Genomic DNA, 13,384 nt, shown 5'->3' with positions numbered 1-13,384 from the left:
GGAGGCATGAGCAAGGCGACCTTCGCCTCCTCCAGGGCCAGCCGCGTCACCGAGCTTGCAACCCTGCTTCTGTTGCTGGCGCTGCTGACGATCCTGGTACTGGAGCTGCCCGACGACGTCTTTTCCCCCGAGTCGCAGAGCTTCTTCTTTGCCATCGGGGCCATCGGTGCCTGGCGCTACAGCTGGTGGTTCATCCATGCGGCGCGCTCGCTGTGGTACAACCGAGTGCGTTTTCCGCAGCTGCGCCGTGACGCCGACGCCACGGCCCAGGCCATACGGCCGGACGAACTCTTCGTACTGTGCACCTCCTTTCGCATCGAGCCGGAGGTGAGCTTCCCGGTCTATGAGGCGCTGGTGCAAGAGTGCGCCAACTACGGCGTGCCGACCACCATCTTTGCCTCGGTGTCCGACCGCACCGACGTCGACGTGATCCAGCACGTGATGGACGTATGCGGCCAGCCGGCCAACGTGTCCGTGCGTTACATGTTTCAGCGCGGAGACGGCAAGCGCTCGGCCATGGCCGAGGTGCTGCGTGCCATATCGCGCCAGATGCCCGGGCCCTCGTCGCTGCTGGTGTCGATGGACGGGGACATCCTGCTGGAGCCGGGCACCCTCGAGCGCTCGCTGCCATTTCTGCTGATGCGCTCGGACCTGGGCGCCATCACCACCAACAACCGCGCCAGGGTGACCGGTGGCGACGCTACCCGCGAGTGGTACGACCTGCGCTACGCCCAGCGTCACCTGATGATGAGCTCGATGTCGATCTCCGAGCGCCAACTGGTGCTGACCGGTCGCTACAGCGTGTTTCGCGCCGATGTGGCGGTGGAGCGGGAGTTTATCCAGACGGTCGAAAGCGACCATATCGACCACTGGCGCTTCGGCACCTTCAAGTTTCTGTCCGGGGACGACAAGTCCACCTGGTTCTGCCTGCTCAAGCGCGGCTGGAAGATGCTGTACGTGCCGGACGTGTACGTCAGTGGTTTCGAGGAGCTGCCCGATCGTCATCGCTTCTTTCATTCCACCACGGATCTGATGCGTCGCTGGTACGGCAACATGCTGCGCACCAGTGGCAGGGCTATTCAGCTCGGCCCCAGGCCCATGGGCTGGTTCACCTGGTGGTGTCTGGTCGATCAGCGGCTATCGATGTGGACCACCCTGATCGGTCCCACGGTGGCGATCCTGGTCACGCTCTTCGTGCGGCCTTCGTTCATCTTCGCCTACCTGCTGTGGATCCTGTTCACCCGCGGTATCGCGACTCTGGTGCTGGCCCTGCAGCGTCGCCGCTTCAGCGTGCTGTGGCTGCCGCTGCTCTACTACAACCAGATCTTCGGTGCGCTGCTGAAGACCTACGTCAGCTTTCGCTTCAACCGTCAGGCATGGTCGCGCCAGGGCATCGCCGCCGGCGAGCCCGACGACCCCCGGGCGGCACGTCGCCAGCGGCGCATGGGCCACCTGCTGCATGGCTTCCATATGGGTGCACTGGTGCTGGTGCTGGTGCTGGTCACCGGGGCACTCAAGGCCCCTGATCTGCCCAGCGCCAACCTGCTGAGCGAGCAGCTTGCCGCCGACCAGGCCGACGCCGGCAGCGACAACCGCTGGCTGTCCCAGGCGGCAGTGCGGGCACCGGAAGGCGCGGCGCTGCGCCTGCCCCCCGGCGTGGTGGCGCTGGACCATCAGCTGGCCAGCGAACTGGGCAGCGAGGACGAGGTGCGTGTCGAGCGCCTGCTCGGCGCCGATGACGGCGACGCCACCGTGCTGTCGCTGAGCCCCGAATTCGCCGCCCAGGCACTCAGGCTGCCGGGGCTGACCGCGAGCCGCGAGGCCAGGGTGAGCTGCCCGGTCGATGCCGGCTGTGCACTGTCCCTGGGCGGGCAGGAGATCGCCCTGGAACGCCTCGAGGTGCAGGTGCTCTAGCCACCGTCACACCGCCCGCGCGACACCACGTGCGCAGAGTGCCTGCCACTCGCCAACTTAACGACACCACAGCAAGCAAGCGCGTCCCGGCCCGAGAGGCGGGCGCGCCCTTCGGACACCAAGCACAACGGATCAACCATGACCACAGACAACGACGGCAACAGGCGTGACGACACCGCGAGCCGGATGGATCAGGTCAGCCATGAAGCTCGCAGCGAGCGTCACCATATTCGCGTCTCACCCGACTTCGAGGTGGTGATGCCGCAGGGCGAGCACGCCCGGGGCATCGATCTTTCCCTGGGCGGCATGGCCATGCGAGGCGACCAGCGCCACGCCCCCGGCGACTGGATCCAGGCGGAGCTGCGTATCCAGGAAGCCGGGCGCGAGTTCATCGTGCCCTTCTCGGCGGTGTGCCGCCACAAGACCGAAGCCCACCATGGTGAAGCGCCGCTGACCGGCTGGGAATTCACCTCGATCGAGCCGCAGCACCTGGCGCTGGTCAAGGACATCGTCCGGGCACGCCTGAGCGGCCGCCACCTCGATCCCCAGTCGATGGTCGGCAGCGAGAACGCCCAGACACCGCGCAAGCGCAAGGGTGGCGCAGGTGCCGGCGCCAGCCACAAGGGTGGCGGTGGTCGGCGCTGGGGCCGCTATCTGCTGCTGGTCGCCGGTATTGCGGCGCTCGGTCTGGTGTTGACGGCGGCGCTGTATCGCAACTTCATGCTGATCGAACCAAGCTTTGCCGCGGTCAGCGCACCGCGTATCGAGGTGCGCGCCCCCGGGCCCGGCGTCTTGATGGAGCACGGGCTGCGCGCCGGGGATCGCGTCGAGCGCGATGAAAAGCTCACCAGTGTCAGGAACCACGAGCTGCAGTCCGGGCTGATCCTGACCCAGGCCGCCCAGGAGTATAACGACCAGCTGATCGACAACCTGGAGCAGAGCCTCGAGGCCGCGGGCTCCGGCCCGGTCAGTGTGGCCAACTCGTCGAAGCCGGCCGGGCGCAGTTCGGTGAGCTACGACACGGTGTCACCGGCGGTGGCGCGGGCCCGCATCGACCAGTTCGAGACCGCCCGCGAGTATCAGAGCTCGCGCCTGGCCGCGCTCGAGGCCGAGCAGGCCCAGAACGAGATCTTCAGTCCCTGCAACTGCCTGGTGGCCTGGGCGCTGTCCAGCGCCGACGGCACCTATATCGACCAGGGCGAGCGGATCATGACGCTGGTGCGCACCGGTGACGACGAGATCATGGTCGAGGCACTGGTTCACATGAGCGATATCGAGCGAATCGAGCCCAACCAGAAGGCCTTTATCTCGTTGCCCCACGAGTCCGGCATGATCGACGCTCGGGTGCGCAGCGTGGCGCTGGATGTCGAGCGCGAGCCGCGCGCCGGCTTTCCTGGCTGGGTTCGCCAGCAGAAGAACGTGGCCAGTGTGCTGTTGATTCCCGAGAAACCGCTACCTGCCAGCAGCGTCGGTACCCCGGTGGACGTTCGCTTCAACGAGACCCCGATCATCGGCGAGACCGTCGAGCGGGTCTGGCAGGGCGGCCGTACCGTGTTCAACGAGGCTCAGGACCTCTATGAGCAGGTAGAAGAGAGCGTGCGCGAGAACGTCTAGCGCAGCACTCGAGACGCCCCTGTGGCGGGGCCGACCAGACCCCGTCACGGTGATGACCGCCACCGAGGGCCCGAACGGGCCGACGGGAGCGACCGATGCACCACGACAAGACCATCGACACAACGCAGTCACAGACCGGGCCGACGCTGTATGTCGGGCTCGCCCTGGGGCTCTCGCTTGCCACCCTGGCCCCCGGGGCAGGGGCCGACGCCATGGAGGTCACCCGCGACGTCTCGGCGGCACCCTGTTCGCAGCGGCTGCGACCCGTATTCGCGCCGGATCTCGACGACGTCGAGGGGGAGATCGACGACATCATCGAGCAGCGCTTCGGTAGCCATCGCGACTGGGGCCTGGAGAACCTGGGCCTGGTCGAGGACCCCGAGGCGGGAGCCGTGTTGCGGGCCTTCTATCCCGCGGGCACCTCTTCACCCAGCGATGGTAAACGTGGCGGTGCGGGCTTCTACGCCGCGCCCCAGGCCCTGGCCGGGGCCGAGCATGCCTGCCTGCGCTATCGGCTGCGTTTTCCCGACGGCTTCGATTTTGTCAAGGGCGGCAAGCTGCCCGGGCTCTATGGGGGCGAGGCGCCCAGTGGCGGCACCCAGGCGACCGGTGACAACGGCTTCAGCGCCCGCTTCATGTGGCGGCGCGACGGTCAGGGTGAGCTCTACGCCTACGTGGTCAATCAGGATACGGCCTACGGCGCCTCGCTGGGGCGCGGGAGCTGGCACTTCGCCAGTGGCGATTGGGTCACCGTCGAGCAGGAAATCCGGCTCAATGAGCCGAGCCGTCAGGATGGCCTGATGCGGGTGTGGATCGACGGCGAGCCTCGACTCGAGGTATCCGGCGTGGAGTTTCGCGACGTCGAGGACGGCTACATCGACGGCCTGATGTTTTCCACCTTCTTCGGTGGCACCGGCGAGTCCTGGCGCACCCCGCGAGACCAGCACCTGGACTTTGCCGACTTCGAATTTTATCGCCGGTAGCGACCTGCTGCCGGCTAGGAGACACGATGCTGAATGTAGCGATAACACTGCCGCGCCTGGCGCGAGCAGGCGGCCTTGCGTTGCTGCTGGGTGGCTGGCTGCCCGTGGCCAGCGCCCTGACCCTGGAGCAGCGCCAGGCGCTTGACCTCGAGGACTACCGGGTTTCGGACCCACAGGCCTCCTACTTCGATGTCGAGGCGCGCATGGCGCTGCTGGAAGAGCAGGACAACAGCATCCTGACGCAGATACAGGATTCCCTGGGTGAGGGTGTCAGCTGTCGTCAATTGTTGCAGCCGCCGCCCATCACCTCGCAGATGCGCATTCCCGGCTTCTACCCGAGCCCCGAGGAGTGGCGTGAAGCCTCGGCGCCGCTGTTCGAGTTCGAGGACAGCGTGTCGCTGCTGGCGGGAACCTTCGTCGCCACCGGCGATGACTACTACGCCAATTGTCTGGTGCGCTATCTCGATCACTGGGCCAGCCAGGACGCCCTGACTCGCTTCCATTACGAGCCCGAGGAGCCCCAGGCCTGGTTTGCCACCGAGTCGATGATCTTCGCCGCGGCGCTGGCCTACTCGGTGGTGCGCCCCGAGGTGGACGGTCTGGAAGAGCCGAGGCAGAGGGTCGAGCGCTGGCTCGAGGATCTGGCGCTTGAGCATTCGGCGATCCCCGGCGACGCCGGCAACAGTTGCTGCAACAACCACTTCTACCGGCGGGCGCTGTACGCCAGCACGGTGGGGGTGCTGGTGGAAAACGACGAGCTGTTTCGCTTCGGCGTCAGCGCCATCCACTCGGCGCTCAATGACATGACCGAGCAAGGCGCCTTTCCGCTCGAGATGGAGCGGGGGCGTCGCGCCACCCACTACCAGAACTACGCACTCTTGTACTTGATTACCAACATGCAGGTGATCGCCCGTCAGGGCTACGACATCTTCTCGCTGAAGGTGGACGGCAAGACGATCCATGACGCAGTGGACTTCACCATGAGCGCCATCGATGACCCTGGCGTGTTGGGGGATATGGCCCCCAGCGAGCAGTACCGCGGCTTTCTGACAGACCCCCAGTACTTCTCGTGGATGGAGGTCTACCAGTCGCGCTTCGACGACCCACGCATCGCCGATTTTCTCGAGCAGCGTCGGCCGATCTACAACCGCAGCGCCGGGGGCTACGTGACGCTCTATTTCATGGCGCCAGGAGCCCAGCAACACCTGGAGCTCGAGGATCAGTCGCGCAAGCAGCAGACCCTGGAGGCACTCAACGAGGCCGATGGCGTCTCGCTGATACCCGATAACGGAGGCCCACAATGACAACACCCAGATTGATCACAAATGTCAGGCACTGGGGCAGCGCCGCCGGCGTGGCACTGCTGTTATCCGGCTGTGTCACCACCGCAAGCGACCTGGGGCCCCACGGGACACGCGAGCTTGCCGCCGAGGACCAGGCGCTGTTTGACGGCGGCCAGGCCAATAACCTTCTGTGGATGCACAAGAACCGCGTCGAGGAGGCCGATCGAGCCCTGGCCGCCGGCGACACGCAGCAGGCCATCAGGGCGCTGGAGCGGTTGACCCATCAGGGGCTGCCCCAGGGCTACTACGAGCTGGCCAAGATCTACGACCAGGGGCTTGGCGTGCCGCGCGATGCCGAGCGAGCCGCCGAGCTTTATCGCAAGGCGGTGGCAACGCCTTCCTGGATTCGCGGCCATGCGTCGCTGAACCTGGCGCGACTGACCCTGGAAGGCGACGGTGTGCAGCGTGATGATCTGCTGGGCTACTACCTGCTCCAGCAGGCCATCGAGGAGGACGTCGGGCGCGACGCCAAGGCCCGGCTGGCAGCGCTGCTCAGCCGCGGAGGGGACGGCGTGCGTGCCGATCCGGCGAAGGCTCGAACGCTGTACCAGGAACTGGCCGATGAAGGTGATAGCGAGGCCATGGCGGCGCTGGCCGAGGCCCATGCGCCGGGCGGCTGGCTGGCCGAGGCGCCGGAGCTGGTGGAAGACTATCGCCGGCGTCAGCTCAGGGCCCTTGAGCGCGAGGCCGAGGCCGGCGAACCCGCGGCCATGGTCGACCTGGCCGAGCTTTATGCCGAGGGTGGCTGGCATCCAGGCAACAGTGAACGGCGTCGGCAATGGCTGTCGCGGGCGGCAAACGCCGGTGAGGTGTCGGCGATGACCGCGCTGGGACGTGACCACCTCAGGGCCAGCGACGGCAATGCGCGCCTCGCCCGTCGCTGGCTCGATCGCGCTGTGGCCGCCGGGGACGTCAACGCCATGGTGGTACTGGGGCGAGCCCTGGTGGAAGGCAACGGCCTTGAGCGAGATCTGGACGAGGGCACGGCGCTGTTGAACCGGGCCGCCGAACAGGGCGACCCGTTGGCCCACGCCGTGCTCGGAAGCCTCTATCTGGACGGGGACAAGGTGCCTGCCCAACCGCAACTGGCGCTCGAGCATCTGCGCCAGGGACAGCAGCTTGGCCACCCCTGGGCGAGCTACCAGCTCGGCAAGGCCTACCTGGAAGGCGATCATGTCGGCCAGGACCCGCTGCGCGCGATGACACTGCTGCAGGACGCCATCGACAAGGACCACGCGGCGGCGCGACGCACCCTGGGCGCGGCGTTGCTCGAAGGTGAGGTGCTGGACGCAGACCCGGCGCGAGCCGAGGAATTGTTGACGCAGGCGGTCGAGCAGGGCGACGTGCGTGCCATGACGCTGCTCGGTCAGGCTCGACTCACCGGCCAGCTGGCGGGGGGTGGTGGCCGAGGCCAGGGCGTCTCGCTGCTTGAGCAGGCCGCCGAGCAAGGCGACGCCTACGCCATGCTGGTGCTCGGGCGCGCCTATCGCAAGGGTACCGGCGTCGGCGTCGACCTGGCGCGCTCGGCCGAATGGCTTAAACGTGCCGAGCAGGCCGGCCACACCTCCGCTGGCGAGGCCTTGATGAGGACCCGTCTGGCCCAGGGTGACGCCGGCAATATCCGCCAGCTCCGTCGTGCCGCCGAGGCCGGCCACGCCGGTGCCATGACCCAGCTTGGCCAGGCCTACCTGGCGGGCAATGGGATCGCTCGCAATCCTGTACAGGCGCGTACCTGGCTTGCCCGTGGACTGAGTAGTGGCGATACCAGCGCCGCGGCGCCGCTGGGCCGCATCTACATGGAGGGCATCGGGGTGGCCCGGGACGCCGGCAGGGCCATGGACCTGTGGCGCCAGGCGGCCGAGGCGGGCGACAGCCACGCCATGGTCGACCTTGGGCGCGCCCTGCTCGAAGGAGACGGCGTCGCGGCCAATCCGCAACAGGGTGTCGCCTGGCTCGAACGCGCCGCCGGACATGGCCGCCTTGGGGCCCAGCTGGCGCTGGGCAAGGCCTATCTGGAAGGGGAATCCGTGGCGGCCGATAGCCAGCGAGGCTTGTCGCTGCTGCGCGATGCAGCCGCTGCCGGCAACGCCTACGCCGCCCAGTTGATCGGCCGGGCCTTTCTCGACGGCCAGGGCGTGAGCGCCGATGGCGAGCGGGCCGACCGTTGGCTGACCCAGGCTGCCGAGTCGGGTAGCGATTCGGCCCAGAAGATCCTGGGCACCGCCCTGGTACGTGGCGAGGGACCGCTGTCGGTGGACGCCGAGCGAGGCCGTCGCTGGCTGACCACCGCCGCCGAGTCTGGCCATGCCGGGGCCAAGGCGACCCTGGGGCGCGAGCTGCTACGAGGCCAGGCGCTCGAGCAGGATCGTGAGCGTGGTGCCGAGTATCTGGTCGACGCGGCGCTCGAGGGGCACGGCTCGGCGCGACTGGCGCTGGCCAAGGCCTACCTGGCGTCCAGGGGGCTTGAAACCGCCAACCAGCAGGCGGCGTTGTTATGGCTCGACGGCGTGCTGGAAGGCGAGGGGGATCTGGCCATCGAGACCCTGCACCAGTTGCTGATGGACGCGCCAAACCTGGAAAGCTGAACAACCGCCACGTTGCGCCTCTAGCGAGGCGTACCGCCATCAAGGTGTGGGTCGCAAGACGCACGTTTCGCGGCGAACATCCACAGTGTCGTGCCCAGGGCTGGTGCCGAAGATCAGATTCAGGCCCGGGGCAGGACCACGCGGATCTCGGTGCCCAGCATCGGCCTGCGGTGGGCGGAGACGTCACCGCCGTGGGCCTTGACGATGGCGCGCACGATGGCCAGGCCCAGCCCGCTGCTCTTGCCGGTCTCGCTCTGGTAGAAGGGCGAAAAGATCTGGTTGCTTTCTTTGGCATCGATGCCCGAGCCCTGGTCGGACACGCTGAGTACCAGCCACCTGTCGTCACTGCAGTCCACCCGAGTGAGGATCTCGCCGCCGCGAGGCGAGTAGCGGATGGCGTTGTCGATCAGGTTGGTCAGCAGAGTGCGCACCAGCTCAGGCTTGGCCTCGATCTCGGAGTCGTGGGGGCCGTCGACACGCCACTTGAGCACCACTCCTTCGCGCTGGGCGGTGACGGTGCGCCGTTCGATGCTCTCTTGCACCAGAGCGCTGAGGGTGATGCGGGAAGGATTCTCCAGCGGTGCAGACGGGTCGGTGCGGGCCAGCAGCAGCAATTGATCCACCAGCTGGGTCATTTGCAACAGGGCGCGCTCGGCCTTGGCAAGCGACTGCTTGAGGCGGGAAGGGTCTTCGATGCGCTGGGCCACCTGGACCTGGCTGAGACAGCCGGCCAGGGGGGTGCGCAGCTCATGTCCGACGCCGTAGGCGAAGGTGCGTTGCTCTTCCAGCAGGTTCTTGGTCTGGTCAAGAATCCGGTCGAGCTGGGTCACCAGTGGGCGCACGTCGCGGGGCAGTCGCGCCGGATCCAACGCCAGGGGGCGAGGGTTGAGCAGGTCTTGATTTGCGAGTGCGTCCTCGACCTTCTTGAGCGGGGTAAAGCACCGATTCTGAATAGCGATCGCCAGTAGACCGAGAAGCGTGATGGCCCATACCAGCGGCTGCTGCAGCGTCAGCAGCAACATCTCGGTCAGCGGCTTGGGCTCGGTCGGTGTAAAGGCAACCCGGGACCAGGATGACTGGTCCTCGCTCATCGCCGTGAAGACACGCCAGTCACCGCCGTCGTCCGAGTGACGCGAAAAGCCGTTGGCGGCTTCGTTCGAGAGCTCGGGAAAGGAGGAAGAGCGCATCGCCTGGTCGTCGGAGGCGCGTCCAAACTCGTAGGCCATCGTTTCGCCTAGGCTGTCGCCGATCTGTTCCAGCTGGCGGATCAGGGCGTCTCCGGTGACCGGCTCGTCGGTCTGGCTGGCGGCACGCAACATCAGCCAGGCTACGGCCTGGGCCCGCTGGGCCAGCTGCTCGTCGGAGGCCTGCTCGATACCGGTGCGGGTGGCCAGCGAGCTGGCGATCCAGGTCAGCACGATCAGTAGACTCGACAGCAGCACCACGCGCTTGCGCAACCCGGTATAGAAGGCGCTCATGGCGACACCCGATACCCTAGCCCGCGCAACGTCTCGATCCTGTTGTCACCGAGCTTGCTGCGCAGCTTGTGGATCAGCACGCTCAGGCTGTTGCTGTCGGGACCATCGCCCCAGCCGTACAGACGCGCTTCGAGCTGACTACGGGCGACCACGCGGCCAGGTCGCTCCAGCAGGCTTTCGAGTACCACGTATTCGTAGGCCGAGAGGTCCAGCGGTTCGCCACCGAGCCATGCCAGCCTGTCGCTTCGGTCGAGACGGATGTCGCCGCATTCCAGCAAATTGTCCGCATGTCCACGGGCTCGGCGCAGCAGCGCCTTGAGGCGAGCGTCCAGCTCGTCCAGGTCGATGGGCTTGGTGATGTAATCGTCTGCCCCCTCGTTGAGGGCCTCGACGCAGCGACGGGTATCCTCGTCGGCGGTCAGTACCAGAATCGGTTCACGAAACCCCTCGTCCCGCCAGCGCCTAAGCAGCTCCATGCCGGTAAAGCCCGGCAGGGACAGGTCGAGGATGACCGCGTCAAAGGCGTTGTCGGCAAGGGCGTGGGCCGCGGTGTCGCCACGGGTCAGCCAGTCCACCTGATGGCCGAGCAGCGATAGCCCCTCGGAGAGTCCATCTCCGAGGATATCGTCATCTTCAATAAACAGGATTCTCACGTCGATATTCCGAAACTGGCGTCTGATATCGACAAAAGCCTACCACCGATCGTTGGGTTTTTCCCGGCGCCTTGTCCCGCCCCTTTCCCGATCAAAGCAGACTTTGTTGCTTCGCACATTGGAAGTTGGTGAGTGAATAATTGGTAAGGATTATCATTTGCCGCTTCTCCTCGTTGACCTCACATGGGGAAACTGACGCGTAGATGGGCAGGATAGCCTTCAGTAATAGGGACCAACGCAAAGCGTGTCGCTGATGAAAATGGCCAGGCAGTACCTGCTTCTTGTTGTCTGGATTTTCGATCGGCTACCGGAGGCGATGCGTGTGGAAGGGAAGAGCGAGATTGCCGAAGGTTTTACGCCACCATCCGAGAGAATTCCGCTATCTTGACGTCCGGTCGAAAATGGGTAAATTATCTTTCGTCCGTCAGGTTGGACATTTTCTGCACAGCACAGTAGGGTATGTGCGCCGCAGCGATGGTTTTATCCCGCCTTTTACAGGCCTCACGTCGCTCTGGACGCCGAGCCCTTATCCTGGCTCGCGATCCGATGCCTAGCTGGCGTTATACCGCCAGGAGAAGTGCCATCGCTGGATGGATGTGGCACCTTCCCGACTGGATTGCCCCGGGGCCAATGGCCCGGCGGGGACCTGTTTGTCTTGTCTAATGCTGTTCCTGCGTTGTCGCTGGAGAGGACCGAGATGTCGCCCCACTACACCGACCAGGGCCGCTGCATGCCGCGCCGCCCGCCTCCCTGACCCATCTGAGGTCTGCTGGCGTCTTCGATACGCCCCGCCGGTTGTCGCAATGTCGGCCCGCCTGCCCCTGCTGCAATGGCTGGCCATGTGCTGCGGCGCGTCCCGACGCCTTTCTGTACCGAAAAAGCGGCAGTAATCCGTTTTATTTTGGCCCTTGAGACTTCAATGATCCCGAGGAAGTTTCGTCCTTTTCGTGGGCGGTATTCCTTTGGCGTTGTCGTGCTCGTCTAGTGAGTTTTTCGCGGTGAAGTGCCGGCATGCGTTCGCATGAACCGTCGCTCGCCTGTGTTCCACCAACAAGAGAATTGCCCTTGAATAGCGCCTCCCTCCACCAGTTTTCGACCCTGACGGTCATCCTGTTGATGATCGCTTTTTATGGCGGCACCTACCTGCTGACCCTGAGCATCCGCAAGAAGAAGGAAGACGCCGACGCCTTTATGGTCTCGAACCACCGGGTCGGCTTCGGCATCGGTGCCGCCAGCATGACGGCCACCTGGATCTGGGCCGCTTCTTTCTACGCCGCTGCCACCTCCGGCTATACCTATGGTGTGTCCGGCCCGATCCACTACGGGCTGTGGGGCGCGCTGATGATCCTGTTCATCTATCCGTTCGGCCGCCGCTTCCGGCGGCTGGCGCCCAACGCCCACACCCTGGGCGAGCTGATCCACGCGCGCCACGGCTCCTCAAGCCAGCTGATCCTGGCGCTATCGAACCTGCTGGGCAGCATCATCAGCCTGATGGTCAACTTCACCGCCGCCGGGGCGCTGGTATCGGTGCTTTCGCCGCTGTCGTTCCAGGCCGGCGTCATCATCGCCGGTGTCGGGGTGTTGCTGTACACGCTATGGTCGGGCTTTCGCGCCTCGGTGCTGACGGACTTCGCCCAACTGGTGGCGCTGATGGCGATCGCCGTGGTGATCATCCCGGCGGTGTTCTTCGCCATGGGCGGGCCCACTGAACTGGTTGCCGGGCTCGACAACCTCACCGCCGAGCAGGCCAACTTCTTCTCGATGGACGCCATCCTCAATCAGGGCGCACCCTTCTTCGTTGCGGTGCTGGCCTATGCCATCGGTAACCAGACCATCTCCCAGCGTCTGTTCGCGGTGAACGAGGACCACATCAAGCCGACTTTCCTCACCGCCACCGTGGGCTACGGTGCCATCGTCATCGGCCTTGGCATGATCGGCCTGATGGCGTTGACCCTGGGGGTCGAGCCGCTCAACGGTGACATGAACAACCTGATCCCGCAGATGGTGTCGAGCTACCTGCCGCCGGTGTTCATCGCTGCCTTCTTTATTCTGGTGATCGGTTCGCTGTCCTCGACCGCCGATTCCGACCTGTCGGCGCTGTCGGCGATCATGATGGCCGACGTCTACGGCAAGAACATCGCTCGAGGCAAGGCCGACCCCCGCCGCATGCTGCTGGTAGGGCGCATCACCATGATCGTGGCCACCGCCATCGGTATCGTCTTCGCCAGCTTCTCGCTGGATATCCTGGTGATGCTGGTCTTCGTCGGGGCACTGTGGGGGGCCATCGTCTTCCCGGTGATCGCCAGTTGCTTCTGGAGCCGGGTCACCAACGCGGCCTTCACCACCTCGGTGCTGGTGGCCATGGTGACCTTCTGCGTGGCGCGTTTCGAATGGCTGCCGATGACCGGTGTGGCCGGCCTTGGCTTCGAGTTCCTGGCCAGCATCGGTGGTGGCATCATCATCGCGCTGATGGTGTTCGGCTTCCTCGGCCGTGTGGCCGGCGCCGTCGCCGGGCTCGCTGCCTTTGTCGCCATGCTGGTGTTCGCCACCGGTTTCCTCAGGGAGTACACGGTGCTTTTGGCGTCGCTGACCGCCTACGGCACCAGCACCCTGGTGTGCGTGGTGATGAGCCTCGCCAGCCGCGAGCGGTTCGACTTCGACACCATCGCCGAGCGGGTCGGCAACTATGATGCCGCCGAGGCCGTGACGGTAGCCGACGAGCGCTCGTCCAAGTCCGCTCCGGCAGGACTTGCGACCCAGCGCTGAACCCTTGTTTGACGGGCGCCGCAGGCTGGCGGCGCCCACCGACGGAGA

At 65.7% G+C, this 13,384-nt stretch carries 8 protein-coding genes; 6 read left to right on the top strand and 2 right to left on the bottom strand.

Features of this window, described 5'->3' with window-relative positions:
- Window positions 1-6: 6 nt before the first annotated feature.
- The 5 genes from KUV74_RS00385 to KUV74_RS00365 all read left to right on the top strand — a co-directional run bounded on the left by KUV74_RS00385 (window position 7) and on the right by KUV74_RS00365 (window position 8,439).
- Window positions 7-1,914, top strand: coding sequence for a glycosyltransferase (locus KUV74_RS00385; RefSeq protein ID WP_222515364.1), 1,908 nt, complete (start codon window positions 7-9; stop codon window positions 1,912-1,914).
- Between the two features lie 138 nt (window positions 1,915-2,052).
- Complete coding sequence (locus KUV74_RS00380) at window positions 2,053-3,528, top strand: HlyD family efflux transporter periplasmic adaptor subunit (RefSeq protein WP_222515363.1); 1,476 nt, start codon at window positions 2,053-2,055, stop codon at window positions 3,526-3,528.
- Window positions 3,529-3,623: 95 nt separating this feature from the next.
- Window positions 3,624-4,511: a polysaccharide lyase gene (locus tag KUV74_RS00375; protein WP_261394980.1), complete on the top strand. Its 888-nt coding sequence runs from the start codon at window positions 3,624-3,626 to the stop codon at window positions 4,509-4,511.
- Window positions 4,512-4,537: 26 nt separating this feature from the next.
- Window positions 4,538-5,815, top strand: coding sequence for an alginate lyase family protein (locus tag KUV74_RS00370; RefSeq protein ID WP_222515362.1), 1,278 nt, complete (start codon window positions 4,538-4,540; stop codon window positions 5,813-5,815).
- On the top strand, window positions 5,812-8,439 hold the full coding sequence (locus KUV74_RS00365) for a tetratricopeptide repeat protein (RefSeq protein ID WP_222515361.1): 2,628 nt from the start codon (window positions 5,812-5,814) through the stop codon (window positions 8,437-8,439). Before KUV74_RS00370 ends, KUV74_RS00365 begins: the two co-directional genes overlap by 4 nt.
- 119 nt (window positions 8,440-8,558) lie before the next feature.
- Here KUV74_RS00365 and KUV74_RS00360 read toward each other — a convergent pair whose 3' ends face one another.
- Complete coding sequence (locus KUV74_RS00360; protein WP_222515360.1) at window positions 8,559-9,917, bottom strand: sensor histidine kinase; 1,359 nt, start codon at window positions 9,915-9,917, stop codon at window positions 8,559-8,561.
- Complete coding sequence (locus tag KUV74_RS00355; protein WP_222515359.1) at window positions 9,914-10,570, bottom strand: response regulator transcription factor; 657 nt, start codon at window positions 10,568-10,570, stop codon at window positions 9,914-9,916. The genes KUV74_RS00360 and KUV74_RS00355 overlap by 4 nt, the downstream gene beginning before the upstream one ends.
- A 1,116-nt stretch (window positions 10,571-11,686) precedes the next feature.
- Here KUV74_RS00355 and KUV74_RS00350 point away from each other — a divergent pair.
- Window positions 11,687-13,336: a sodium:solute symporter family protein gene (locus KUV74_RS00350; protein WP_409996581.1), complete on the top strand. Its 1,650-nt coding sequence runs from the start codon at window positions 11,687-11,689 to the stop codon at window positions 13,334-13,336.
- Window positions 13,337-13,384: the final 48 nt, after the last annotated feature.

This window comes from Halomonas sp. DP1Y21-3 (genome assembly GCF_019801245.1).
Taxonomy (GTDB): Bacteria; Pseudomonadota; Gammaproteobacteria; order Pseudomonadales; family Halomonadaceae; genus Halomonas; species Halomonas litopenaei.
The sequence above is the reverse complement of the archived record's forward strand: the minus strand, read 5'-3'. Positions and strand labels throughout refer to the sequence as shown.

Coding starts and splice junctions, on each gene's coding strand:
- KUV74_RS00380 (WP_222515363.1), top strand. CDS start 2,053: ATGACCACAGACAACGACGGCAACAGGCGTGACGACACCGCGAGCCGG.
- KUV74_RS00385 (WP_222515364.1), top strand. CDS start 7: ATGAGCAAGGCGACCTTCGCCTCCTCCAGGGCCAGCCGCGTCACCGAG.
- KUV74_RS00370 (WP_222515362.1), top strand. CDS start 4,538: ATGCTGAATGTAGCGATAACACTGCCGCGCCTGGCGCGAGCAGGCGGC.
- KUV74_RS00375 (WP_261394980.1), top strand. CDS start 3,624: ATGCACCACGACAAGACCATCGACACAACGCAGTCACAGACCGGGCCG.
- KUV74_RS00360 (WP_222515360.1), bottom strand. CDS start 9,917: ATGAGCGCCTTCTATACCGGGTTGCGCAAGCGCGTGGTGCTGCTGTCG.
- KUV74_RS00350 (WP_409996581.1), top strand. CDS start 11,687: ATGATCGCTTTTTATGGCGGCACCTACCTGCTGACCCTGAGCATCCGC.
- KUV74_RS00365 (WP_222515361.1), top strand. CDS start 5,812: ATGACAACACCCAGATTGATCACAAATGTCAGGCACTGGGGCAGCGCC.